The sequence below is a fragment of the Spirosoma sp. KNUC1025 genome (genome assembly GCF_045160025.1).
Taxonomy (GTDB): domain Bacteria; phylum Bacteroidota; class Bacteroidia; order Cytophagales; family Spirosomataceae; genus Spirosoma.
In genome coordinates this window covers 1,504,243-1,529,174 of sequence record NZ_CP087139.1, presented here as the reverse complement: position 1 = coordinate 1,529,174, position 24,932 = coordinate 1,504,243, and the positions used below count along the sequence as shown (strand labels likewise).

The window sequence follows — 24,932 nt, the reverse complement described above, 5'->3', positions numbered from 1 at the left end:
GCATAAGCAATTGTGGGCTATTTATTTAACCCGCCGTAATCCTGTACGATGCTCGCTCTTCTTGGTTTTGCCACCATTGGTGTTTTTCTGGCGCTCATTATTACCAGGCGACTGTCGGTCATTACGGCACTGGTGCTGGTACCGTTGGTAATGGGCTTTCTGGCGGGTTTCAGTCCAAAAGAATTGGGGGAAATGATTCTGGCGGGCATCAAGCAGGTAGCGCCTACGGGCATACTGCTCATGTTTGCCGTACTCTATTTCGCTACCATGCTCGACGCGGGCCTGTTCGATCCCATTATTTCTGGCATCATTCGCTACGTTAAAGGCGATCCGCTGAAGGTAATTGTCGGCACGGCTGTACTGACGATGATTGTTCATCTCGACGGCGACGGCACCGCTACGTTTATGATCGTAATGTCGGCATTTCTGCCTATTTACAAGCAGCTGAAAATCAACCGGCTTATCCTACCGGGTATTGTCGCGCTGAGCGTTGGGCCGTTGCATCTGGTGCCGTGGTCGGGCACGTCGGCGCGGGCAATCTCGACGCTCAAAACGGATGCTACGCAACTCTTCAATCCTAATATTCCGGCTATTATTGCAGGCATTGTCTGGGTGCTCTTCGTGGCCTACTGGTTTGGACAAAAAGAACGGAAACGATTGGGTATTGCTGATTTACAGTACGTTCATCACGAAAATCTGACCGAGCAACAACAGCAGCTGCGCCGTCCGAAACTCTTCTGGCTCAATGCTATATTGACAATTGGCCTGATCGTTACGTTGATGAAAGGCTGGGTGCCTACGCCAGCCTTATTTATTGTAGCAGCAGCATTGGCATTGCTGATTAATTACCCAAAACTGGCCGATCAGCAGAACGTAGTGCGGGGTCATGGCAATAACATATTCATGGTGTCGAGTATGATCTTTGCAGCAGGTGTATTCTCCGGAATTCTGACCGGTTCGAAGATGATCGACGCAATGGCAACGTCGCTGGTTTCGCTCATTCCCGAACAGCACGCGGCCTGGTTGCCCACGCTAACGGCCATTACAAGTATGCCTGCCAGCCTGCTCTTCACGCCCGACGCCTATTATTTTGGGGTCGTACCCATCCTAAGTCAGACCGCTACGCAATTTGGCATCGACCCACTGGAAATTGGCCGAGCAGCTTTGCTGGGGCAAATGACCGTCGGCTTTCCGGTAAGTCCACTGACTGCTTCTACGTTTCTGCTGGTCGGATTAGCCGAAGTTGATTTGGGTGACCACCAGAAGTTCATTCTGAAATGGGCCTTCGGTACTACGCTGGTAATGACCCTGGCGGCTCTGCTAACCGGATCGATTCATTTGTAAATGGTCATTGGGGATTGGTTATTAGCCATTAGTCAGTTGTCATTAGAAACTACTGCCCGTGAAGAATGTCCAATGACTATTGAAAATTAACCAATGACTAACCACCAATGACTAACAATAACCAATCCATCCGAATCGGCTGTGGGGCTGGCTTTTCGGGCGACCGACTTGAACCGGCCGTTATTCTGGCTCAGCAGGGAAACTTGGACTATCTGGTGCTGGAATGTTTGGCCGAACGAACGATTGCGCTGGCTCAAAAACGGAAACGTCAGAACCCATCATCCGGCTATGACCCGCTGCTGGAGCGTCGAATGGAGGGGTTGTTGCCACACCTTCTTAAAAACAACGTACGACTCATTACAAACATGGGGGCAGCCAACCCGCTGGCTGCCGCCCAAAAAATTGCTGAGATTGCCCAACGGCTAAAATTATCCGTAAAAATCGCTGTCGTTACGGGTGATGACGTATTTGGCCAGCTTTCGGGCGCGGAGGTGTCGCTGGAAACCGGCAAGCCCCTCACGTCGTCCGGTACGTTGATTTCGGCCAATGCCTATCTGGGTACCGATGCCATTCTGCCCGCTTTGGCAACAGAGGCAACCGTTATCATTACTGGTCGTGTGGCAGACCCTTCCCTATTTGTAGCCCCGCTGGTTCATGAACTTGGCTGGTCGCTTAACGACGCCAATCAGATCGGTCAGGGCACCGTGATCGGCCACCTGCTGGAGTGTGCCGGACAACTGACAGGTGGCTATTTTGCCGATCCTGGCCGAAAAGACGTACCGGATATGGCGCGTTTAGGGCATCCATTTGCTGACGTATCGATCAATGGTGCAGCTATTTTTAGTAAGGTAACAGGAACGGGAGGGCTGTTGAGCGTCGCTACGGCCAAAGAACAGCTTTTGTATGAAGTCATGGACCCCAGCCGCTATTTCACGCCCGATGTAATTGCCGATTTTACTCAGGTTCAGTTAGAGCAAATCGGTCCGGATCAGGTTAAAGCGTCGGGTGGATGTGGACACCCCCGACCTGATACGTTGAAGGTCAGTGTCGGCTACGATGCAGGCTATACCGGCGAAGGTGAAATTTCCTACGCTGGTTCAAATGCCCTTGGTCGTGCCAAACTGGCGGGGGCCATTGTTCAGGAGCGATTACAGGGTCAGTTCGCTGACCTTCGTGTCGATTACATTGGCAGTACGTCGGTTCATCGGACCTCTTTTGGTACGTATCCGGAGCCCTACGAAATTCGCTTACGCGTAGCAGGTCGGGCCACCACGCCACAACAGGCAGCCCTGGTAGGCGAAGAAGTGGAAGCTCTCTACACAAATGGCCCTGCCGGGGGCGGAGGTGCGCGCAAATATGTTCATGAAGTGGTAGGCATCGTTTCTACGCTTATGGCCAGAGACAAGATTCACCCTGAGGTAACCGTGTTCCAGTCATGAAAATAAAACTCTACGACATTGCCCACAGCCGTGCTGGCGACAAAGGCAATACGCTGACGCTTTCATTGATTCCCTACAAATCGGACGATTATGCTACGTTACGCGATCAGGTAACGAGCGAAGCCGTCAGGAATCATCTTCAGGCGATTGTCGCAGGTGACATTACCCGGTATGAGCTTCCCAATTTACCAGCGCTTCAGTTCGTCTGTCAGCAGGCTCTTACAGGGGGCGTAACCACCTCACTTACCATCGATACCCACGGCAAAAGCCTGAGCTATGCCCTGCTGGAAATGTGGATAGATGTTTAGCGATTGGTCATTCCGCTTTGCTGTCATTGGGCATTAGACATTGGTCATTAGTCATCGGTCATTAGATTTATTTGGGTACACCTAATAACCAATGACCAATGTCTAATGCCTAAATTCCGAAGTGCTGCTTATTTTTGGATAAACCACCTAAATTTTCCTGTATGTTGCTGACTATCGAACACTTATCGAAACAATATCCGAATGGCGTTCGCGCGCTGGACGATGTATCGCTTACAATTCCAAACGGGATGTATGGGCTACTGGGACAAAATGGCGCCGGTAAATCGACGCTTATGCGTACGCTCGCTACGTTGCAGGACGCCGATTCAGGGACCGTCACCCTCGACGGTCTGGATGTTCTGAATCAGAAAGATACAGTACGTCGGTTATTGGGGTATCTGCCACAGGAGTTCGGTGTTTATCCAAAAGTAGCTGCAACCGATCTGCTCGACCATTTTGCCATTCTAAAAGGAATCACCAACGGCCGGGAACGCTCCGAATTAGTACAGGCGCTGTTGCACCGGGTGAATCTGTATGAGCACCGCAAAAAAGCCGTCAGCAGCTATTCGGGCGGCATGAAACAACGGTTCGGTATTGCGCAGGCACTGATTGGCAATCCAAAACTCATTATTGTCGATGAGCCAACGGCTGGTCTCGACCCCGGTGAGCGCAACCGGTTTTATAACCTGCTGTCGGAAATTGGTGAGAATGTGATTGTTATCCTCTCGACCCATATTGTGCAGGATGTCATGGAGCTATGTAACAACATGGCGATAATTCATAAAGGACGGGTATTATACAATGGTTCACCGCTTGATTCTGTGACTGAACTCAACGGCAAAATCTGGGAAAAGTCAATTCCAAAGAGTGAATTGCTCACATATCAGAAGCAGTACAACGTCATTTCGAACAAGTTGGTAGCCGGAAAACCACTCGTGCATATTTACAGCGAAGTCGATCCCGGCGATGGTTTTCAGACTACGCAGCCTGACCTGGAAGACGTATTTTTCTCGACCATTGAAAAAAGCACCTTTGTAGCTGCCTGAGCCTATGTTCCGACACCTGTTTACGTTCGAACTTCGCTATTGGCTGCGGCAACCGATGGTGTATGTATTTCTGCTGGTCAACGTACTGATGTTTGCCTGGGCAGCCGCTTCCGATGATCTGACCATTGGCGGTACGTTCGGCAATATTTACAAAAATGCTCCGTATGTTATTCAGAATCAATACGGTACCTGGTGCATATTCGCCCTGCTGATGACAACGGCCTTTGTGCAGAGTGCGGCCATCCGCGACTTTACCTACAAAACCCACCAGATTGTTTTTGCCTCACCCATTCGTAAGTTCGATTACCTGGCCGGGCGATTTTTTGGTTCGTTTGTAGTGTCGCTCATTCCATTTCTGGGGATTTCACTGGGTATTATTCTTCGGCTCCTGGATTGGGCTGGTAACCGGCGCTACCGATGCCGAACGATACGGTCCCATCATCTGGTCGGCGCACCTCAACAGCTTCCTTATTTTTGCCATTCCGAATACCTTTCTGGCCGGCGCGTTCATTTTTATGCTGGCCGCCCTGACCCGCTCCTCGATTACCGCCTTTATTGGTGCCATTGTGCTGCTGGTAGCTCAGCTGATTGCAGGTAACTTCCTTAGTGATGTTGAGCATGAACACTTGGCCGTTTACTTCGATGCGCTGGGTTTTGGACCGTTCCAGCTCATTACAAAATACTGGACCGTCAGCGAAAAAAATACGCACTCGGTTAGTCTGGCCGATGGTCCCGTATTGATCAACCGACTGATCTGGGTTGGCTTTGGACTAGTCTTACTAGTCGTAACATACGTCCGTTTTTCGTTTGAAGAGCGCGTCCGAAAAAGCAGAAAACGGCGTGGAGCGCTGCTCAGCGACGAAACCGGTAAGGATGTTTTTGTGCCCCTACAAACGCTGCCGCAGGTCAGCATGCATTTTAACCTGTCTACTCAGTGGATGCAGATGATTCGCATCTTCAGAACCGATTTCTGGGGCACTATAAAAGGCATGGCGTTTATTGTCATCCTGGTGCTGGGTCTGCTGAACATGGGCTTTTCACTACAGTATGCAGGAAAATTCTACGGGCTAAGTTCCTATCCGGTTACGTATCAGGTCATTCAACTTATTCGAAGTACCATCACAATTTTCCTGTTTGCGATCATCATTTTCTACTCCGGTGCCCTCATCTGGAAAGAACGGGACGCCGACCTCGACCAGATTTATGATGCCATGCCGCACCGGAACTGGAGTGTGTTCGTCGGGAAATTTCTATCCATGTTGGGCATCGTCGTAATTATCCAGTCGCTGTGCATTATCGCGGGTGTAACGACTCAGTTTCTGATGGGCTACCCCAACATCGAGTTAGGCCAATACCTCATTGAGTTCTTTGTGATCGACCTGCTCCGGTTAGCGCCACTCATTATTCTGTCGATGCTTGTGCATACGCTCGTCAATAATAAGTACGTCGCCTTCTTTGTGGTGGTGGCGCTACTGATTGCGAATGCCTATGCCTGGACACCTTTGGATGTGCGCAGCAATCTTGTTCAGTATAATGCCTCCCCTGAATACAGGTATTCGGATATGAACGGCTGGGGGCCATACGTAGCATCGCTGATTTGGTTCCGAACCTATTGGGTACTGTGGGCGGCTGTACTGGGACTGATCGCTGTTTTGTTTTGGGTACGCGGGAAAGATAACACCTGGAATAGCCGGTTACGGGCAGTCCGGCAGTCGCTGAACGGCCCAAATCGATCGATAGCAGTGGGTTTACTGTCGGCGCTGATCGTTGTAGGTGGGTTCATTTATTACAACACTAACGTACTGAACCATTATGAAACGCCGAAAGTACTGGAGAAACAACAGGTGGCTTACGAGCAGAAATACAAGCGGTACGAACATCGCCCACAGCCACGTATTGCCAATGTGAAGTACAACATAGCGGTCTATCCTAAAGAACGAAATCTGATCGTCCACGGCGATTACGTACTGGTTAACCGCGCCGACAAGCCCATTGATTCGGTTCATATTGTACTACCAAACCGGCTGAATTTCACGATTACTATGGATCGGGCGAAGCGTATTCTGAATGATTCGCTACTCCAGTATTCCATCTATAAACTGAGTCCCGCGCTGGCTCCGGGCGATTCGATTCATCTGCGCTTTATAACTCGCAAACAAACGCGTGGCATTGAAAACGAAGTGCAGTTTACCAAACAGATTAACCAGAACGGCTCTTTTTTCGATAACTCCGATATTGCTCCACAAATCGGGTACCAGGAACAGAGCGAGCTTGCCGACAAAAACGACCGAAAGAAATACGGCCTTCCTGAAAAAGCGCGGATGCCTAAACTGGAGCGGGACTGTACAGGAGACTGTATGAACACGTATGTCAGTAATAATTCCGACTGGGTAATGGTCGATACCGAGATCAGTACCTCACCCGATCAGATAGCTGTTGCACCCGGTTCGCTGTTGAAAGAATGGAAGCAGCCCGATTCCACAGGTCAGCCACGGCGGTACTTCCATTACAAACTGGATCACCCATCGCTCAACTTTTACTCGTTCATTTCGGCCGATTATGAAGTTGCCCGGGAGAAATGGAAAGGCATCGACGTCGAAGTCTATTACGATAAAAAGCATACCTACAACGTCCGCGACATGCTCGAATCCATTAAAGGATCGCTGGCGTACTATACCGAGCATTTCGGACCGTATTACCACAAGCAGGCACGTATCATTGAGTTTCCTCGCTATGCTACTTTCGCTCAGGCTTTTCCGGGCACAATGCCTTATTCCGAGTCGATTGGATTCATCGCAAAAATCGACCCCGAAGAAGACATAGACATGGTCAAATACGTAGTCGCGCACGAAATGGGCCATCAGTGGTGGGCGCATCAGGTCATAGGCGCGTACATGCAGGGAGCTACCATGCTTTCAGAAACACAGGCGCAGTATTCGGCATTGATGGTGATGGAAAAAGCCTACGACAAAGGGCGCATGAAGCGGTTTTTGAAATTTGAGATGGATCGTTACCTGTCGTCGCGCGGAACGGAGTCATTGAAAGAGGTACCACTCGAACGGGTTGAGAATCAGGGGTACATACACTACAACAAAGGCAGTGCGGTAATGTATTACCTGAAAGAGCTGATTGGTGAAGCCGCCGTAAACAAGGCGTTGCAAACGATGGTCAGTCAATACGCGTACCGGCAATCGCCCTATCCGGTTTCGTACAACATGGTCGATTTGTTCCGGCAGCAAACACCCGACTCGCTACAGGCTGTCATCACGGATCAGTTTGAACGGATCACCATTTTCAACAACCGCGCCACAGCCGCGTCAGCCAAAAAACGCGCGGATGGTCAGTACAACGTAACGATCAATGTGCAGGCCGAGAAATTTTACGCCGATTCGCTCGGTCGCGAGACGCCAACAAAACTCAACGACCTCATCGATGTGGGTGTGTATGGCAAACCCGCCGAGGGGAAAAAGCAGGGGAAACTTCTGGCTATCCGACGCGAACGGATGCGACAGAAAGACGGCAAATACACGTTTGTCGTCCGGGAAGAACCCTACGAAGCCGGAATCGACCCAATCAATTTCCTCGTTGACCGCATCCCCGATGATAATTTAAAGCGCGTGGATAAGTAGTTACGTAAAATTTGGTTCTATCGGTTCTGTTGACTCTATTGCATCCGGCAGCACCAGTAGAACCAAATTTTGCCTACGTACCAGACTTTATTCCATGAAATTTAACCTGTTATTCCTCTTCGCAATACTCTCGCTCAAGTTGATGGCGCAGGTAAAACCACAGCCTTCGCCATCAACCCATTACGTGAACAATCGGGTGCCATTACGGCCAAATCCGTATATAGAATTGCCTTTGGGGGCCATTAAACCGCAGGGCTGGCTACGCGAAATGCTGGTGCGGCAAAGAAACGGTGCTACGGGTAACCTCGACAAGTTGTATCCACTGGTAATGAATCAGCGAAACGGCTGGCTGGGTGGCGACGGCGATCAGTGGGAGCGCGGGCCTTACTGGATTGACGGACTGTTACCGCTCGCTTATCTTCTGGATGATAAGGAACTGATTGCTAAAACCAAGCCCTGGGTAGAATGGGCTATCAACAGCCAACAGCCGGATGGCTATTTTGGTCCGTCGAAAGATTACGCTAACGAGCCGGGCGTACAGCGCGACAACAGCCGTGACTGGTGGCCCAAAATGGTCATGCTCAAGATTTTAAAACAGTACTACTCGGCCACAGGCGATCAGCGGGTTATTCGCCTGATGACCAATTATTTCCGGTATCAGTTGAAAGAGCTTCCCAAAAAACCGCTCGACCACTGGACGTTCTGGGCGCGCTATCGGGCTGGCGATAATCTGATGAATGTGTATTGGCTGTATAACCTCACCGGCGATAAATTTTTGCTGGCACTGGGCGATCTGCTGCACAAACAAACGTTCGATTATACCGATGCCTTTCTGAACACCGATCTGCTGTCAACGGAAGGCAGCATCCACTGTGTTAATCTGGCGCAGGGTATTAAAGAACCAATTATTTACTACCAGCACCACCCCGACAAAAAATACCTGGATGCAACGGTAAAAGGCTTTGGCGACATCCGAAAATTCAACGGACTGGCTCATGGGCTGTATGGTGGTGACGAGGCCCTGCATGGCAACAATCCCACGCAAGGCTCTGAATTATGTTCGGCCGTAGAAATGATGTTCTCGCTGGAAAGTATTCTGGCCATTACCGGGAACGTAGCGTATGCCGATCAGATCGAAAAAATAGCCTTCAACGCCTTACCCGCCCAGGTGTCGGATGATTTTATGGGCAGACAGTATTTCCAACAGGCCAATCAGGTAATGGCAACTAGGCATACGCGCAATTTTGACGTCAACCACGGCGGAACAGACGTATGCTACGGGTTATTGACCGGTTACCCTTGCTGTACGTCAAACATGCATCAGGGCTGGCCGAAGTTTACCCAAAACCTATGGTACGTAACTGGCGGAACACCGGGCCGGGCTGATAAGGGTCTGGCTGCCCTGGTTTATGCACCCAGCGAAGTAAACGCCTACGTAGCCAGCGGAACAGAGGTTTCGTTTAAAGAAGAGACCAATTATCCATTTGAAGAAACGGTCAAATTTACACTGACTACCCGTAACCAAAGCGTTACGTTCCCGTTTGAGTTGCGAATACCGGCCTGGTGCAAAAAAGCCTCGATAAAAATTAATGGAAACGTATGGAAGGAAACCCCCGGCAACCAGATCGTTCGTATTAATCGAACGTGGAAATCGGGGGATGTGGTTGAGTTGGAGCTGCCCATGCATATCTTCAAAAACAACTGGTTCGAGAATTCCATGTCGGTAGAACGAGGGCCGCTGACGTATGCCCTGAAAATAGGCGAGGAAACAAAAACGGTTAAAAACGACAAGGATCCGATTGCTTATGGCGATACGTATGAAGAGATCCGTCCGACAACGCCCTGGAACTATGGCTTGCTCGACACGCCTGCCAGCAAGCTGAACGATACATATACATTCGAAAAAACTGCTCCTGTTTCCAGCTATCCGTGGAATCCGGAGAAAGCGCCGTTGCAGATCAAAGTTAAAGCGAAACGTATTCCATCGTGGCAATTGTATAACGACATGACAGGCCCTATTCCCTACAGCGTAACGTATGGACTCGAAACGGCGCAGGAAGAAGAAATTACGTTAATTCCTTACGGCTGTACGAACCTGCGGATTTCGCAGTTTCCGGTACTAGGGCGAAATCCTTAACTGTTCAGGACCTATCTTTGCCCGATTTTCGTCCGTAGCGCTCTCATGGCACAATCCCTCAGCGTCCGCCATCTGGTGGGCATCAAAGATCTGACTGAATCTGATATTCAGCTTATTCTCGATACAGCCGGTCAGTTTAAGGAAGTGATTAACCGACCTATTAAGAAAGTTCCGTCCTTACGTGACATTACCATTGCCAACGTTTTTTTCGAAAATTCGACCCGTACCCGCTTATCATTTGAACTGGCCGAAAAGCGATTGTCGGCTGATGTAGTCAATTTTTCGGCATCGGGAAGCTCGGTCAAAAAGGGCGAAACGCTGCTCGATACGGTCAATAATATTCTGGCCATGAAAGTAGATATGGTTGTGATGCGGCACAGCAGCCCCGGCGCTCCCCATTATCTGACCAAACACATTAAGGCCAACGTAGTGAACGCAGGCGATGGTACGCACGAACACCCGACTCAGGCTCTACTGGACTCATTTTCCATCCGCCAGAAACTCGGCGACGTAGCGGGCAAACGGGTCGCTATCATCGGCGACATCACGCACTCGCGCGTGGCGCTGTCTAACATTTTCTGTCTGCAGAAACAGGGCGCGGAAGTTATGGTCTGCGGCCCTAAAACACTCATTCCCAAGCACATTGAAGCCCTCGGCGTGAAAGTCGGCCATGATGTACGAGCGGCCCTGGCCTGGTGCGACGTAGCGAACGTACTACGGATTCAGCTAGAGCGTCAACAGATCAAATATTTCCCCTCGTTACGTGAGTATTCGCTCTATTTTGGTATTTCGAAACAGATGCTCGACGATCTCGACCGGCCTATTGTACTGATGCACCCTGGCCCCATAAACCGGGGGGTTGAACTGACCTCTGATGCCGCCGATTCAGCCCACAGCATCATTCTGGATCAGGTCGAAAATGGCGTAGCGGTACGTATGGCCGTGCTGTATCTGCTGGCACAGCTGTAAAGCTTTTTTCGTTATTTTTGATAAAACAGCTTACAGCCAATGGATCTGGAATTGCGTACGCTACGTCCTCCTCGTTACCAGAAATTCGACGATAATTTCTTTTTTGCCCTATGTCAGGCTAATGAAACAACTCGGCTGGAACGGGACGCCAGCGGAAATATTATTTTTATACAAGTGCTTATTTACCGGGGCGACGGTTCAATAGAAATCAAACACGGTCCAACCGTTACGTTATCGGGCGAAGGTGTGTTACCTGAACTCAGTATGCAACTAACGGTATAGTCTGTTTGATGACCATACAGTTTTATAAAACTGCGCAGTCCTGAAAAGCTACGCAGTTTTGTTATTTGGGCATAAATTAGCTATTTCACTATTTCTCCTTTCATCCCTACTAAACGTCATAATGCAGAATCTCTTCTCTTTGACAAGACTGGTCTTCGCCATTGTCTTGGGCTTTGCTCATTGTGCCTCTGCGCAGGAAGACATTTTCAAAAAACTTCAGGAAATTGCCATTATCGAGCCGAAAGTGATGATGCCCATGCGAGATGGCGTTCGATTGGCAACGGATATTTACCGGCCCAAAACGGACCAGAAAGTACCGATCATCTTTTCAAAAACACCGTATAATTTCAACGGATGGGGCGACGGCGAACAGCGGCAGAATTCGTATCAGGCGGCTCTGGATGCGGTCAAGCATGGCTACGCATACGTCGTGCAGAATGAGCGCGGCAAGTTCTTTTCCGAAGGCGACTGGGACATCCTCGGCCCACCGACCACCGACGGCTACGATGCATTTTCCTGGATGTCGAAACAACCCTGGTCGAACGGGAAAATCGGTACGTATGGCTGCTCCTCTACCGCCGAATGGCAGATGGCCGTAGCGGCTCTGGATCATCCTGCCCATGCTGCTATGGTCCCGATGGGCTTCGGGGCAGGTGTTGGCCGCGTGGGTCAATTCTACGAACAGGGTAACTGGTACCGTGGTGGCGCCCAGCAGATGCTGTTTACGACCTGGTTGTATGGCACCCAGACGGACGCGCTGGCCCGACCACTCTTCCCGAAAAATGCAACAAGCGCCGATTTATCCCGCGTGTCGCGGTTTTATGATCTGGCTCCCGAAATGCCGAAAGTCGATTGGGTCCAGGGTCTGAAGCACCTCCCTGTTCAGGATATTATCAAGAACGTAGACGGGCAGAAAGGGATTTACGAAAAAATGATCGTTCGAAAGCCGAATGATCCGGACTGGTATAAAGGCGGCCTCTACCACGACAATATGCCTTTTGGGGTTCCGAGTTACTGGTTTGTTTCCTGGTACGACGTATCGACAGGACCCAACCTGGCCCTGTTCAACCATGTCCGTAAAAACGCTACGGACCCGCAGGTACGCGATAATCAGTACCTCGTCATTGCGCCCACACTCCACTGCGCTTATAAACGCGCCACCGAAACTACCATTGTGGGTGAACGTAGCGTTGGCGACGCCCGGCTGGACTACGACACCATGATTTATGGATGGTTTGATTACTGGCTTAAAGGCGACAATAACAACGTATTGAAAAGTACGCCCCGTGTGAAATACTACACCATGGGTTCCAACAAATGGCAAACCTCGGATACCTGGCCACCGGCTAATACTGCAATGACGACGTATTATTTGTCGAGTGGCGGGCGGGCAAACAGTTTATATGGCGACGGTAAATTAACGACCAAAACGGTGGGCAAAGATGAGAGGCCGGATGCGTTTGCTTATGACCCGACGTACCCGGTACCCTCCTATGGCGGCAATGTATGCTGTACGGGCAACGCCGTGCAGGGCGGCTCGTTTGACCAGCATCAGATGGAAACCCGGCAGGATATTCTGGTCTATACCACCGAACCTTTTGCGGATGGCGTTGAACTGAGCGGCTCCATCGAACCAACGCTTTATGTTTCGTCGGACGCGAAAGACACGGATTTTACCGTTAAACTAATTGACGTTTATCCCGACGGTAAAGCCTATAACCTGGATGAAACTATTTTGCGAGCCCGTTACCGCGACGGATTTGACAAAGAAGTATGGATGGAGAAAGGCAAGGTATACAAACTAACCCTCAGCCCGATGTCGACCAGTAATTACTTTGCGCCCGGTCACCGGATTCGGATTGAAGTGTCGAGCAGTAATTTTCCACGATTTGATCGCAACATGAATACAGGAGGAAATAATTACGACGAAACGAAAGGTGTTGTTGCCCACAATCAGGTATTGCATACAAGTCAATATCCATCGCAGATTCGCTTGCCAATTGTGAAGAAGTAAGGCGAACAAATCCGCAAAACGTACTGTTCTGCCAATGTAGATTGTCCTGCTCTATTCGCTCATTCACAATTCACATAATCACTCATTGATTTATGAAAGGCTTTCAATTTTCCGACTATATACCGCCTGAGCAGAAAGGAGGCAGCAACTTCGATAAACTGCTCAATATTTTTCAGCAACTTCTTCTCTTAACCTCCGGTGATGTAGAGCAGGCGATGGCCTGGATGAGTCAGCTTGACCGTCAATACGGCCTGACCGACGATAAATACGGCATCGGCAATTTCTTCGACGACCTAAAGGAAAAAGGGTATCTGACCGAAGAAAATGAAGAAGGTAAAATTGTGATGACTCCGAAAAGCGAGCAGACGATTCGACGCTCGGCACTGGAAGAAATCTTCGGTAAGCTCAAACGTTCCAAATCGGGCGGAAACCACAATACACCGTATACAGGCACCGGCGACGAATTGAGTAGCGATCTTCGCGCCTACCAGTTTGGCGATACGCTTGAACAGATTTCAATGACCGAATCCATCAAAAACGCTCAGATCAACAGTGGTGTCGAAGAATTTCGCCTGATGGAGCGTGATCTGGAAGTGACCGAAAAAGAGCAGAAAACGCAGACCTCAACGGTGCTGATGATCGACATTAGCCATTCGATGATTCTGTACGGCGAAGATCGGATTACGCCCGCGAAAAAAGTGGCGCTGGCGCTGGTAGAACTGATCAAACAGAAATACCCGAAAGACACGCTCGATATTGTTGTTTTTGGCAACGATGCCTGGCAGATTCAGGCGAAAGATCTGCCGTATCTGGAGGTTGGTCCTTACCACACCAATACGGTTGCCGGTCTGGAGCTTGCCATGGATTTACTACGTCGCCGGAAAAACAAGAACAAGCAGATTTTCATGATTACCGATGGTAAGCCCACCTGTTTGAAAGAAGGAATCAAATATTACAAAAACTCATTCGGGCTCGACCGAAAAGTGGTTAGCAAAACCCTTACGCTGGCCGCTCAATGCCGTCGTCTGGAAATTCCGATCACTACGTTTATGATTGCCACTGACCCGTATCTGAAGCAGTTTGTGCAGGAATTTACGAAGGTCAACAACGGGCGGGCGTATTACAGCAGCTTGCAGGGATTAGGCAACATGATGTTTGAGGATTTTCAGCGCAACCGTCGAAAGAATATCAAATAAGGTTTCGGATTATAGTTTTTACGTCAACGCTTATACGCCCTGGTTGCTTTCCATTCGCTATGATCCGTAAGCCGAAAAAACCAATTCGCTTCTTAAAAGTCGGGACCACTCTCCCGACTTTATTTTTGGTCATGAGCCTCACAATAGCTATCCAGGCCCAGCCTCTGGCTGATTCACTAAATGCCTATTTGCGTCGGTTACCACCTGATGTTCGGGTAAGCCTGTCCACTAAATCGCTGACAAACAATGTAACGTTTACACATCGGGCCGACGAGCGGGTACCATCCGCCAGTGTAATCAAACTGCCCATTATGATCGAAGTGATGGAACGTGTTAAGGCCGGTACGTTCAGGCTGGACGCCATTCACACACTGAATCATGCTGAAAAAGTGGGTGGTTCGGGCGTGCTGCAAACCTATGCGGATCAAAGCCGCGTAAGCTATCGCGAACTGCTTCGGCTGATGATGGTGGAGAGCGATAATACAGCTACCAATATTTTCATTAAGCTTCTCGGCCGCGATACTGTCAATCAGCGTATTCATACCCTTGGTCTTGCCAAAAGCCAGCTCAACCGCATCATGATGGATACACTGGCTGCGAAGCAAGGCCGGGAAAACTACGCTACAGCGCAGGAAATGAACGTATTGCTCGAAAAAATATACCGCAATCAGGTTGCTACGCCCAAACTTTGCGCAGAGATGCTGGACATTCTTAAACAGAACAAAGGCGAACTGACCATTCCCCGCTTATTGCCTAAGCATGTTGTAGTTGCTCATAAAACCGGTACGTTAGCCTACGTTCGGGGCGATGCCGCGATTGTTTATGCCCAACAGCCTTTTCTCCTGTCCGTTTTTGTGGAAGGGGTACCGACGCCAGACGCCGAACGCATCATTGGTGAACTCGCCCTCATCTGCTACACTTATTTTTCGCACTGATGACCACGTTCGCCGATAAAGCCATTGCGTATTACAATACGCTCTCCGCCCCTGCTACATTGCCGCCGGATATTGGCGTAATGAATCCGTACCAGCAGCCTGATGTACAGCGTATTGTGGCGGAATTTTATACCAAGTTTTTCAGCGATAGCAACCCACGCATCTTTGTATTGGGCATCAATCCCGGTCGGTTTGGGGCGGGTGTTACGGGCATTTCGTTTACAACACCGCAGAATTTGCGTCGGTATTGTGGTATCGATAATGATTTACGCGATACGCCCGAATTATCAAGCCGGTTTATCTATCAGGTAGTCGACGCGTTTGGTGGAGCGCAGTCGTTTTATAGTCAGTTTTTTCTCACATCGCTATTTCCGTTGGCGCTCACAAAAGCAGGAAAAAATTACAATTTTTACGACGACCGCCAAACGACCGATATCCTTTGGCCTGCCATCACCAACACTGTTCGAACCCAGTTGCATTTTGGGGCTGCCCGACACGTAGCAGTATGTCTGGGCCGCAAAAATGAAACGTATCTGCGTCGGCTGAATGATCAGCAGGGCTTTTTCGAGCGAATTGTCACGCTCGATCACCCGCGGTATATTCTGCAATACAAAACCAAAGATGCTCCGCTGTATCTGGAAAAATACATCGCGACCCTGCACGACTGCCTGAACACAGGTCAATAAAAAAGCCGACCTGCGTTTATCGACAGGTCGGCTTTACAAAACGTAGTACGTTCTATGCTTTAGTAAGTTCAAGCGTTCTTGTATAGGTTTCATTTTTCCCATCTCCATCGTAATCCTCTGCAGCCAGAAAAGTCAATTTCAGGCTATTTCCGCTGATTACTGTATCATACGTTGTCGCTTCCGTACCACTGGTAATCGTTAGCTTGGTACCATCCAGTTTCCAGGTTGAGTTATCATCAATTGGATTGGCATTGGTTGTAGCAGAGCATTTTGACCCTGTCGTTCCGGAAATTTTGCCTCCACTATTAAACGTAATCACAGAGCTGGTTAAGCAGTCAACGATATCATTACCGATGGGAAGCTGTTTATAAGCTACGAACAAATCGGTTGTTGACTGGCCTGTCTGTAACAAATCTACAGCTGGGTTGATTTTAAATCCTGAAATTTTCCAACTCCCCTCAATAGATGACGATGGCGTAACGTTGTTGCCATCATTCTTACAACTTCCAAGCCACAGAGGAATAGCCAGCACCATTACCCAGGCAAACAGACGAGCTGCATTAATCTTTTTCATTTGTTGTTACCTCTGTTAAATGTAAATACTATAATTTGTCAATACGTCGATGTGTCGTACAAATATATAGGTTTACCGAATATACAATCGCTTTTTTGGGTCCGTCAGAACTATAAGACGTATTAACCCAATTAAACAGAAAACGGCCCGGTATCAGGGCCGTTTTTTTAGCGTACGCTAAAAAATTATTGACTACTATCACTCTCTATTAGTTAGTCGGTTATACTGTTATACCCGTTTAAATTGAATGGTGGTTGTCTGTGTTTCTTTTACGCCATCGCCGTCACTGTCGTCCTGCGTCTGGATATTCCACTTCATAGTATTGCCACTCACCGTGTAGTCGTACGTTTCTGACCCTTCACTACTCGTAATGCTTATTTTATTTCCGTTTGTCTTCCAGGTAGACTTGTCCTGTACCGGGTTGTATTCACCCATATCAGCGGAGTTGCAGGCCGGAGAGGGTACTCCTGTAACGCTACTATTGCTGTTGAACGTAATTTTTGTATCGGTCATGCAGGTTACAACGGCTTCACCAGCCAGATTTTTTAGAAGCTCCAGGTAATCAACCGACTCGTTACCTTCTGTTACGGCCATAGCCGAGATTTTCCAGCTTCCTTCGACAGCATTTGGTGTTACAGGGTCGCCACCACCGGCATTCTCTTTTTTACAACTCCCGAACCATAACGGCATGGCTACGACCATCGCCCAAGCCATCTGACGGCCTAAATTATTCATTTTCATACGATTTGCAGATAGATTTGTTCTTTGTTTGCACAAAGCTATCTGCCCGAATACGTACTGTCAGGGGCTGATTGACCCAACTGCCGCTTTTACCGAATGAACTGTCTATATTGGCGTCTCTATTGATAAGGTGCCTTTTGCCGGATGCCGCAGCAAACGACTAAATTAATGTGCATTCGAGCCTGAGTTGACCGCGTAGTAATCGAATGATTACCGGCAAATAAGGCTTAATCATACCTATCGGGGCTGTAAGGTGCAGGAATATGATAAACGGCGTTTATATAACTCGCCAACTGTATAAATTTACAGCGAGAATGCCAAACTCTTGTCTAACTTCTTAACTCCCCTTCATGCTCATCACAACTACCCCAAACATTGAAGACAAGCGCATTTCAAAATACATTGGTCTGGTCAATGGCGAAGCCATTATTGGGGCCAATCTGGTGAAAGATTTCTTCACCAACATTCGTGATGTAGTGGGTGGCCATTCGGGCGCTTACGTGCAGGCGCTACGCGAAGCGAAAAGCATTGCCATTAAAGAAATGATTGATCAGGCTTCCCGGCTGGGTGCTAACGCCGTAATTGGCGTCGACTTAGATTATCAGACCATTGGCAGCAATGGTGCCATGCTGATGGTAAGCGCCAACGGAACGGCGGTTATTGTTGAATAGACATTGGTCATTGGTCAGTTGTTATTGGAATAAAAGTCAATGCCACGAACGACAACTAACCAATGACCAATAACAACTGACCAATTCTATCAGATTTTAAAACCGATCGTCGTCCTCATCTTCTTCGCCAAATTGGTTTCCCGGATTAAACATGGAGCCGAGCAGGTCTTTGAATGACAGACCGGTGTCCATCGCCTTTTTGCCAACCAGTGAATGTTCGGCCAGGCCATGTAACGCGAATTCCATCATAAACAGCTTTTCGGCTTTGCTCAGGCGCGGATGAAACTGATCCACTACGTCGTCGAGGCCATCAATCGTACGCAGCCGGGCTTCGTAATCGCGGTTGGTTAGATCGTTCAGAATGTCCATTGTGTTGCCTTCGCCAAACCAGTCGGTAATTTTCCGATACGGATTGCCCCGTTTATCTTTCTTGGCCTTCTCCGGATTGGGGAAGTAGGCTAGAAACTGGTTCCGAATCGCTTTTCCAATCAGGTTTTGCGCAACGATAACCGGCCCTTCAACCTCGCCTTCGTACACCAGCTCAACTTTACCACAAATGGCAGGGACTACGCCATAGAGATCGGCGATACGGACATAGGTTTCTTTTTCACCATTGAGCAATGACCGTCGTTCGGCCGACGAGAGCAGGTTTTCGTAAGCCGAAATCGTCATCCTTGCCGAAACACCACTTTTCGAATCAACATATTCGCTCTCGCGGGCTTCCATCGCAATCTGTTCGATCAGATCAGCAATCAGGTCGTTGGTTTTCACCATTCCTTTCTGCTCCGTTTTTACGATGGCTTCCTGCATGGTGATTTTCTTGCCGATCTCAATCGATTTCGGATAGTGCGTCACGATTTGGGAATCGATCCGGTCTTTCAGTGGCGTTACAATACTGCCCCGGTTGGTATAATCTTCCGGATTGGCGGTAAACACAAACTGAATATCCAGGGGAAGCCGCAACTTGAAACCTCGAATCTGAATATCGCCTTCCTGCAAAATATTGAACAACGATACCTGTATACGGGCCTGTAAGTCAGGTAATTCATTGATAACAAAAATACAGCGGTGCGAACGCGGAATCAGGCCGAAGTGAATAGTACGCTCGTCGGAATACGGAAGTTTCAACGTAGCGGCCTTAATCGGGTCCACATCGCCGATGAGGTCAGCTACCGATACGTCGGGCGTAGCGAGCTTTTCTGTATACCGGTCATTTCGATGAAGCCATGAAATAGGTGTTTTATCACCTTTTTCAGCAATTAAATCCAGCGAAAAGCGTGAAATCGGCAGAAGGGGATCGTCGTTTAATTCAGAGCCTTCCACTACCGGAATGTACTCATCCAGCAGGTTGACCATCAGGCGGGCGATCCGGGTTTTAGCCTGCCCACGCAGCCCCAACAGGTTAATGTGATGCATCGACAGAATAGCCCGCTCTACATCCGGAATAACCGTGTCTTCGTAGCCCCATATGCCCGGAAATACAACTTCTTTCTCTTTAATTCGATCAATCAGGTTATCACGTAGTTCCTGCTTAATTGAGCGAGGTTCGTACCCGGCGGCTTTCAGATCGCCAAGTGTAGTGATAGATAGTAATTTTGAAGCTTTCAGGCTGCGGTAGTTCATCTCGTTTTAAATGATGAATGATAAGTGATGAATGATGAATGACAATAACGAAGGTAGTAATGAAATAACCGTTCATTATTCATCATTCACCATTCATCACTAGGGAAACAGGCATTCTAAAGAAATGGTTTTTGGATACTTAAATTGACTACTTTTACTGATTACGCACCGGATACTGGTTGCCGTTGCCACTATGAAATCACTTATCCCTCTTTTCTTTTTATTTATTTTTTTTCTGGGTGAATCAGGGTGCCGAATTCAGAGTAATCCCCCGGAACTCATTAGTTTGTCGGTACGTGAAGCCAATGTCGGTGACGAAATTACGTTAGTTGGTCATCAGTTCGGGGCTTCGCCTGTTGTTCTGTTTGGCACCGGTACGTCGGCAATATCGGCCTCTATCGTTAATAATGACGATAATACCATAAAGGTTAAAGTTCCTTATATAACGCCGGGTAGCACCCTGATTCGCGTTCAGACCGATCAGGGGACAACCGACCCGTTGCCTTTTATTGCCCGGCAGCCGGGACCCGTTGTTGCAACCATATCACCAACGAATGGGCTGCCCGGCACTTCGGTCGTTATTACGGGCGATTTTCTGAATCAGATCAAACAAGTTCGCTTTGGTAACGTGGCTGCCGCCATACAAGACAGTGTTGCTCAAAAACTGACTGTTACGGTTCCGCCAAACGTAGGGCGCGGCCCGGTCATCTTATCGATTGAGACGAAAGGCGGATTTATCAACACCAATTTTATCGTAGCAGGTACGCCCCAGATTACCAGCTTGTCGCCATTGCAAACCAAGCCCGGTGCGCAACTGGTCATTAAGGGCATGAACCTGACAGACGGACAGGTGCGGGTGAATGGAAAACCCACGGATAAAGCCTTGACCACCGTAACAGATACGGAAATTCGTACAGTTATTCCAGCCGAAGCGACTACCGGACGGGTAACCGTAACGGTTTTTGAGAAGTTGGTAGCGACCAGCACCGATACGGTTCAGATTTTCCAGGCGCCTGTTGTAGCGCGTCTGTCAGCGCAGGACGCCATCGGTGGCGATAAAGTCATCATTGAGGGTCGTAATCTAGCAGCTGTAACCAATGTTATGTTCGGCAATTTTATCGCTACGTTCCGGGTGCTGAGCGACACGCAACTAGAAGCCGTTGTTCCGTCGCCGGTTGCGTCGGGGCCAGTAGTTATTTCGGTCAGTAGTCTTGGCGGCAGCGGTAGTGGTGTAGAATCGCTATTTGTATATCTGCCGCCATCATCCGTGACGGTTACGCCCCCACGCCAGTTGCCCGGCCGATTCGTAACTATTTCCGGAAAGGATTTCTACCGCATTAGTGATGTCCGTTTTAATAACGTTTCCATTCCAATCGTTGATCGGGTTGAAGGCAGCAGTGTGTACATCAGCCTGCCCGCCAACGCGGTAAGCGGTCCTGTAACCATCACCAATCGCGCGGGTTCGGGTGTTAGCGCTGTGCCGCTGGTCATTATTCAGCCAGCCGTCGTAACGGGCGTTACGCCTGCCAGTGCTAAGGTGGGCCAGCGCGTGGTAATCAGAGGTGATTATTTACAAGACGCTCAGATTTTATTTACCGGCTCAGCGAAAGCTGCGGCTGATGATGGCAAAAACACCGATACGGAGCGTTGGGTACTTGTTCCAGCCGACGCCAAAACGGGCCCAATACGTATCACCAACGCCACGACGACCATTACAGAAACTACCTCGTTTACAGTAGTTCCTTAACTGAAATGAGGCAGTTTCTGAGATTGCAAAAGTAATGCGCCCCTCTTTACGTTTTTAAGGGCACCAATTGCCTTACCAGCACTTCATTGATGCGTACGTAACTTTCGTGCGTCCAGCCTGCTACGTGCGGGCTTAGTATCACCCGATCCGACTGGCGCAGGTAGTCAAAAGAAGCCTGCTGATCTACTGTGAGTTTTGCCAGTTTTTCATTTTCCAGTACGTCCAGGCAGCATCCGCGTATCTTGCCGCTTTCCAGCCCTCGCACCAGCGCCGACAGCGATACGATTTCACCCCGCGCAATGTTAACCAGGTAAAAGGGTCTGGCAACCTGTGCAATAAACGTATTGTTTACCATCATACGCGTCTCGTCCGTAAGCGGTACGTGCAGACTCAGTACATCGGCTTCGGCCATTAGCTGTTCCATGGATGCCTCCTCCGCAAACGTATCTCCATAATTCGTCAGGAATTTATCGTAGGCCAGAACACGACAGCCGAATCCGCTGAGTCGACGGGCAGTTGCCCGTCCATTGTTGCCGTAACCAATCAGCCCGACCGTCAGGCTACCGAGTTCATAGCCCCGGTTTCCCTCGCGATCCCATATTCCCTGACGAACTTCCCGATCGGCTTTCAGGATATTGGCAAGCAACGCCAGCAGCATCCCAACAACATGTTCGGCAACGGCATCCCGGTTGCCCTCACCGGCATGAAATACATGGATGCCCCGCTGTTCGGTAGCCTCAAGATCAATTAAATCCAGCCCCGCACCAGCCCTGCCAATGAACCGCAGGTTGGGAGCATGGCTCAACAATTCGTTGTCAACAGTCGTTTTACTGCGAATAATAAGCCCGTCGAAAGAACTGAGTTGATTTATTAATTCTGCCCGCGTGATTTTTGGCTGATACGTATAGCTAAAGCCTGCTTCATCAAGCATCCGAAAGAGCGAAGTATGCATCTCATCGGCAATGAGAATAGAGGGGTGATTCTGGGACATCCGTTGGGTTTTCGTAACTTGCAGCAATCCTAAATAATGTAGAATGAATAATGAACACGGATTAATGGTCAAACAGTCCGCTAATCCTCGTTATTTACCCTTCATTATCCGTTTTACAGTACTCATTATTCATTATTTGGCGAAACTACAAAAAGTGCATGGAACAACGCCAACCCGACGAACCGAGTCAGCAACCTAATGTCCTGTCAGCCGGGACAGCCGCCGAAACTCAGTCTGGTCCTATACAAGCAGCCGAACCACAACCTTCGGCCCAACAATCTGCTGATAATCAACCTGTCAACAACCGACAGAATGCGCCACAGCGTCATAACCGGAATGCTGATACCCAAACGAATACTAACGAAGGCGCTAACCAACCAGCCCGAACCGGGCCAAACCAGCGGGAAAATCGTCAACCCAACGAGCGTAACAACAATCAACGGGAAGGCCGTCAACCCAATGAACGACAGGCAAATAATGGGCAACGCCCTACTGAAGGTCGTCAGCGGGAAAACACGCAGCCCGACCGTGAACGTACCAATTCCGGTAACCGCCCTCAGCCGCGCGATCAGGTAGTGAACGAGACCGCAACCCGCGATTCCGGAAACGTTGGCGCCCAGGCCGCCGAGACGACAGGACGTAGTGAAAATCGATTGGTGATCGGTATTTCGCTGGGTGACTACAACGGCATTGGTCCTGAGGTTATCCTGAAAGCGCTGCAATACAATCGGTTGCAGAAAATCTGTACGCCGGTTATTTACGGGTCAATGCGCATCCTGAATCGTTACCGGAATCTGCTGAACATGAAAGACTGGAACCTGAACGGTGCGCAGTCAATCGGGCAGATCAGTCACAAACTAACGAATGTCATTACGTGCTGGCCCGATCAGAATCAGGAAATTCAGCCCGGACGCGTAACCCCTGAAGCGGGGCAGGCTGCCTTTGCCTGTCTGCAGAGAGCCGTTGAAGACCTGAAAGCGGGCAAGCTGGACGCACTGGTAACGGCACCTATCAACAAGTACAACATTCAGTCGGAGGAATTTAAATTTCCGGGACATACCGAGTATCTGGCGCAGGAATTTGGCGTACAGGATAACCTGATGTTCATGGTTAGCGAAACATTACGTGTGGGCGTCGTAACGGGTCATATTCCGTTAGGGCGCGTTCGGCAGAATATTACCCGCGACCGTATTGCGCAAAAATTATCGATGATGATGCAGTCGCTGCAACAGGATTTCGGTATTGACAAACCCAAAATTGCCGTACTCGGCCTGAACCCGCACGCGGGCGAGGAAGGGTTACTTGGCAATGAAGAGCAGGATATTATTCAGCCTTTACTGACGGATTTGCGTAACAAAGGGCAGCTGGTGTTTGGTCCTTATCCCTCCGACGGCTTTTTTGGCACCCGTAATTATAGAAATTTTGACGCTGTGCTAGCCATGTATCACGATCAGGGACTGATTCCGTTTAAGTCGATTGCCTTCGAAGAAGGTGTCAATTTTACGGCCGGTATGTCTGCTGTCCGAACATCGCCTGACCACGGTACTGCATACGACATTGCCGGAAAGGATCTGGCCGACGAAACCTCGATGCTACAAGCCATATACACTGCGATTGACGTAGCCCGCAATCGGAAGGAATTTATGGAAATTGAAGCTGGTGCCCTTAAATAGGTTGCCTTGATGGTAAACCCCAAATCATAAACTGATGCTTAAATCCATGACCGGCTTCGGCAACGCAACCGTAGAAGCCGGTAACCTATCAGTAACGGCTGAAATCAAAACCCTGAATTCCAAATTCCTGGATATTTACTGCCGCATTCCCCGACAATTTTCCGATAAAGAAATTGAATTACGCGCCTTGCTGACTCATCAGCTGGAGCGTGGCAAAGTCGAGCTTTCTCTTAATCTTGCCCGTACAAACGCCGTGCGACCGGGCGTAACCATAAACCGGCCATTGGTAGCCGCCTACGTAAGCGATCTTAAAGAAACGGCGAACACCATGCTGATGAGCATTTCGGATGGCGATGTGCTCCAACTGGCTCTGCAACAGCCCAATGCTTATCTCACCGAATCGCTTGACCCAACGGCCGATGCCTCTGACTGGATTACTGTGCAGGCGGCTGTACAGGAAGCGATTCGTCGGTGCGACGCGTTTCGGCGGCAGGATGGTGCGGTGCTGGAAAACAAATTTCAGGAATATATTCAGACCATCACTGATCGGCTGGCTGACGTTGAAGAACAGGATACACGCCGGATGCCTGCGGTACGTGAACGAATGCGCAATTCGGTAAAAGAATTACTGGATAGCGAGTCGTTCGACCACAATCGCTTTGAACAGGAACTGGTCTACTACGTTGAGAAGTTCGACATTTCGGAAGAAAAAGTCCGACTAAAAAATCACCTCGCCTATTTTCTGGAAGTGCTGGCTACTGAAGAGGCCAATGGCAAAAAATTGAACTTTATTTCGCAGGAAATAGGCCGCGAAATCAACACGATCGGTTCAAAAGCCAATGATTCTACCATCCAGCACTTTGTGGTTCAGATGAAAGACGAGCTGGAGAAGATAAAGGAACAGACCATGAACGTGATTTAAAAAGA

General features: G+C 49.2%; 21 protein-coding genes. 17 read left to right on the top strand and 4 right to left on the bottom strand.

Features of this window, described 5'->3' with window-relative positions; genetic code table 11:
- Positions 1-48: 48 nt before the first annotated feature.
- From LN737_RS06765 to LN737_RS06705, 13 genes are all read left to right on the top strand, one after another.
- Positions 49-1,344 (top strand): CitMHS family transporter, encoded by a 1,296-nt coding sequence (locus LN737_RS06765; RefSeq protein WP_405517337.1) that lies wholly within the window; start codon positions 49-51, stop codon positions 1,342-1,344.
- Between the two features lie 107 nt (positions 1,345-1,451).
- On the top strand, positions 1,452-2,783 hold the full coding sequence (locus tag LN737_RS06760) for an acyclic terpene utilization AtuA family protein (RefSeq protein ID WP_405517335.1): 1,332 nt from the start codon (positions 1,452-1,454) through the stop codon (positions 2,781-2,783).
- Positions 2,780-3,091 carry a hypothetical protein gene (locus LN737_RS06755; protein ID WP_405517333.1) on the top strand — a complete coding sequence of 104 codons (312 nt, stop codon included), beginning with the start codon at positions 2,780-2,782 and terminating at the stop codon, positions 3,089-3,091. The genes LN737_RS06760 and LN737_RS06755 overlap by 4 nt, the downstream gene beginning before the upstream one ends.
- Positions 3,092-3,252: 161 nt before the next feature.
- Entirely contained in the window at positions 3,253-4,137 is an 885-nt protein-coding gene (locus LN737_RS06750; protein ID WP_405517331.1) for an ABC transporter ATP-binding protein, read from the top strand.
- Between the two features lie 4 nt (positions 4,138-4,141).
- A complete protein-coding gene (locus tag LN737_RS06745) occupies positions 4,142-4,735 on the top strand; it encodes an ABC transporter permease (RefSeq protein WP_405517329.1) in 594 nt (197 codons plus the stop codon).
- Positions 4,653-7,766 carry a M1 family aminopeptidase gene (locus tag LN737_RS06740; RefSeq protein ID WP_405517327.1) on the top strand — a complete coding sequence of 1,038 codons (3,114 nt, stop codon included), beginning with the start codon at positions 4,653-4,655 and terminating at the stop codon, positions 7,764-7,766. Before LN737_RS06745 ends, LN737_RS06740 begins: the two co-directional genes overlap by 83 nt.
- 94 nt (positions 7,767-7,860) lie before the next feature.
- Positions 7,861-9,903 carry a beta-L-arabinofuranosidase domain-containing protein gene (locus tag LN737_RS06735; protein WP_405517325.1) on the top strand — a complete coding sequence of 681 codons (2,043 nt, stop codon included), beginning with the start codon at positions 7,861-7,863 and terminating at the stop codon, positions 9,901-9,903.
- Between the two features lie 45 nt (positions 9,904-9,948).
- A complete protein-coding gene (locus LN737_RS06730; protein ID WP_405517323.1) occupies positions 9,949-10,872 on the top strand; it encodes an aspartate carbamoyltransferase catalytic subunit in 924 nt (307 codons plus the stop codon).
- A 39-nt stretch (positions 10,873-10,911) separates the two neighbouring features.
- Positions 10,912-11,154, top strand: a complete 243-nt coding sequence (locus LN737_RS06725; RefSeq protein WP_405517321.1) for a hypothetical protein — start codon at positions 10,912-10,914, stop codon at positions 11,152-11,154.
- 121 nt (positions 11,155-11,275) lie between these two features.
- On the top strand, positions 11,276-13,168 hold the full coding sequence (locus LN737_RS06720; protein WP_405517319.1) for a CocE/NonD family hydrolase: 1,893 nt from the start codon (positions 11,276-11,278) through the stop codon (positions 13,166-13,168).
- Positions 13,169-13,260: 92 nt separating this feature from the next.
- The gene (locus LN737_RS06715; RefSeq protein WP_405517317.1) at positions 13,261-14,364 is read left to right on the top strand and encodes a VWA domain-containing protein; all 1,104 of its coding nucleotides are present in this window, start codon (positions 13,261-13,263) and stop codon (positions 14,362-14,364) included.
- Between the two features lie 131 nt (positions 14,365-14,495).
- Entirely contained in the window at positions 14,496-15,299 is an 804-nt protein-coding gene (locus tag LN737_RS06710; RefSeq protein WP_405517315.1) for a serine hydrolase, read from the top strand.
- Positions 15,299-15,985, top strand: coding sequence for a uracil-DNA glycosylase family protein (locus tag LN737_RS06705; protein ID WP_405517313.1), 687 nt, complete (start codon positions 15,299-15,301; stop codon positions 15,983-15,985). Before LN737_RS06710 ends, LN737_RS06705 begins: the two co-directional genes overlap by 1 nt.
- A gap of 52 nt (positions 15,986-16,037) precedes the next feature.
- On the opposite strand, the gene LN737_RS06700 is transcribed toward LN737_RS06705, so the two are convergent.
- Positions 16,038-16,559, bottom strand: a complete 522-nt coding sequence (locus LN737_RS06700; protein ID WP_405517312.1) for a lipocalin family protein — start codon at positions 16,557-16,559, stop codon at positions 16,038-16,040.
- 228 nt (positions 16,560-16,787) lie between these two features.
- Positions 16,788-17,300: a lipocalin family protein gene (locus LN737_RS06695; protein WP_405517310.1), complete on the bottom strand. Its 513-nt coding sequence runs from the start codon at positions 17,298-17,300 to the stop codon at positions 16,788-16,790.
- A gap of 350 nt (positions 17,301-17,650) precedes the next feature.
- Between LN737_RS06695 and LN737_RS06690 the strand changes: the two genes are divergently transcribed.
- Positions 17,651-17,971 carry a heavy metal-binding domain-containing protein gene (locus tag LN737_RS06690; RefSeq protein WP_405517308.1) on the top strand — a complete coding sequence of 107 codons (321 nt, stop codon included), beginning with the start codon at positions 17,651-17,653 and terminating at the stop codon, positions 17,969-17,971.
- A gap of 96 nt (positions 17,972-18,067) precedes the next feature.
- On the opposite strand, the gene LN737_RS06685 is transcribed toward LN737_RS06690, so the two are convergent.
- Positions 18,068-19,594 carry a magnesium chelatase gene (locus tag LN737_RS06685; protein WP_405517306.1) on the bottom strand — a complete coding sequence of 509 codons (1,527 nt, stop codon included), beginning with the start codon at positions 19,592-19,594 and terminating at the stop codon, positions 18,068-18,070.
- 193 nt (positions 19,595-19,787) lie between these two features.
- Between LN737_RS06685 and LN737_RS06680 the strand changes: the two genes are divergently transcribed.
- The gene (locus LN737_RS06680; RefSeq protein ID WP_405517305.1) at positions 19,788-21,341 is read left to right on the top strand and encodes an IPT/TIG domain-containing protein; all 1,554 of its coding nucleotides are present in this window, start codon (positions 19,788-19,790) and stop codon (positions 21,339-21,341) included.
- Between the two features lie 46 nt (positions 21,342-21,387).
- Here LN737_RS06680 and LN737_RS06675 read toward each other — a convergent pair whose 3' ends face one another.
- Positions 21,388-22,332, bottom strand: coding sequence for a 2-hydroxyacid dehydrogenase (locus tag LN737_RS06675; RefSeq protein WP_405517303.1), 945 nt, complete (start codon positions 22,330-22,332; stop codon positions 21,388-21,390).
- Positions 22,333-22,490: 158 nt separating this feature from the next.
- Here LN737_RS06675 and pdxA point away from each other — a divergent pair, with 158 nt between their 5' ends.
- On the top strand, positions 22,491-24,005 hold the full coding sequence (pdxA, locus tag LN737_RS06670) for a 4-hydroxythreonine-4-phosphate dehydrogenase PdxA (RefSeq protein WP_405517301.1): 1,515 nt from the start codon (positions 22,491-22,493) through the stop codon (positions 24,003-24,005).
- Positions 24,006-24,039: 34 nt separating this feature from the next.
- The gene (locus LN737_RS06665; RefSeq protein WP_405517299.1) at positions 24,040-24,927 is read left to right on the top strand and encodes a YicC/YloC family endoribonuclease; all 888 of its coding nucleotides are present in this window, start codon (positions 24,040-24,042) and stop codon (positions 24,925-24,927) included.
- Positions 24,928-24,932: the final 5 nt, after the last annotated feature.

Bases quoted from the DNA above. Each gene is read 5' to 3' on its own strand.
- LN737_RS06765 (WP_405517337.1), top strand. From the start codon at position 49: ATGCTCGCTCTTCTTGGTTTTGCCACCATTGGTGTTTTTCTGGCGCTC.
- LN737_RS06760 (WP_405517335.1), top strand. From the start codon at position 1,452: ATGACTAACAATAACCAATCCATCCGAATCGGCTGTGGGGCTGGCTTT.
- LN737_RS06755 (WP_405517333.1), top strand. From the start codon at position 2,780: ATGAAAATAAAACTCTACGACATTGCCCACAGCCGTGCTGGCGACAAA.
- LN737_RS06750 (WP_405517331.1), top strand. From the start codon at position 3,253: ATGTTGCTGACTATCGAACACTTATCGAAACAATATCCGAATGGCGTT.
- LN737_RS06745 (WP_405517329.1), top strand. From the start codon at position 4,142: ATGTTCCGACACCTGTTTACGTTCGAACTTCGCTATTGGCTGCGGCAA.
- LN737_RS06740 (WP_405517327.1), top strand. From the start codon at position 4,653: ATGCTGGCCGCCCTGACCCGCTCCTCGATTACCGCCTTTATTGGTGCC.
- LN737_RS06735 (WP_405517325.1), top strand. From the start codon at position 7,861: ATGAAATTTAACCTGTTATTCCTCTTCGCAATACTCTCGCTCAAGTTG.
- LN737_RS06730 (WP_405517323.1), top strand. From the start codon at position 9,949: ATGGCACAATCCCTCAGCGTCCGCCATCTGGTGGGCATCAAAGATCTG.
- LN737_RS06725 (WP_405517321.1), top strand. From the start codon at position 10,912: ATGGATCTGGAATTGCGTACGCTACGTCCTCCTCGTTACCAGAAATTC.
- LN737_RS06720 (WP_405517319.1), top strand. From the start codon at position 11,276: ATGCAGAATCTCTTCTCTTTGACAAGACTGGTCTTCGCCATTGTCTTG.
- LN737_RS06715 (WP_405517317.1), top strand. From the start codon at position 13,261: ATGAAAGGCTTTCAATTTTCCGACTATATACCGCCTGAGCAGAAAGGA.
- LN737_RS06710 (WP_405517315.1), top strand. From the start codon at position 14,496: ATGAGCCTCACAATAGCTATCCAGGCCCAGCCTCTGGCTGATTCACTA.
- LN737_RS06705 (WP_405517313.1), top strand. From the start codon at position 15,299: ATGACCACGTTCGCCGATAAAGCCATTGCGTATTACAATACGCTCTCC.
- LN737_RS06700 (WP_405517312.1), bottom strand. From the start codon at position 16,559: ATGAAAAAGATTAATGCAGCTCGTCTGTTTGCCTGGGTAATGGTGCTG.
- LN737_RS06695 (WP_405517310.1), bottom strand. From the start codon at position 17,300: ATGAAAATGAATAATTTAGGCCGTCAGATGGCTTGGGCGATGGTCGTA.
- LN737_RS06690 (WP_405517308.1), top strand. From the start codon at position 17,651: ATGCTCATCACAACTACCCCAAACATTGAAGACAAGCGCATTTCAAAA.
- LN737_RS06685 (WP_405517306.1), bottom strand. From the start codon at position 19,594: ATGAACTACCGCAGCCTGAAAGCTTCAAAATTACTATCTATCACTACA.
- LN737_RS06680 (WP_405517305.1), top strand. From the start codon at position 19,788: ATGAAATCACTTATCCCTCTTTTCTTTTTATTTATTTTTTTTCTGGGT.
- LN737_RS06675 (WP_405517303.1), bottom strand. From the start codon at position 22,332: ATGTCCCAGAATCACCCCTCTATTCTCATTGCCGATGAGATGCATACT.
- pdxA (WP_405517301.1), top strand. From the start codon at position 22,491: ATGGAACAACGCCAACCCGACGAACCGAGTCAGCAACCTAATGTCCTG.
- LN737_RS06665 (WP_405517299.1), top strand. From the start codon at position 24,040: ATGCTTAAATCCATGACCGGCTTCGGCAACGCAACCGTAGAAGCCGGT.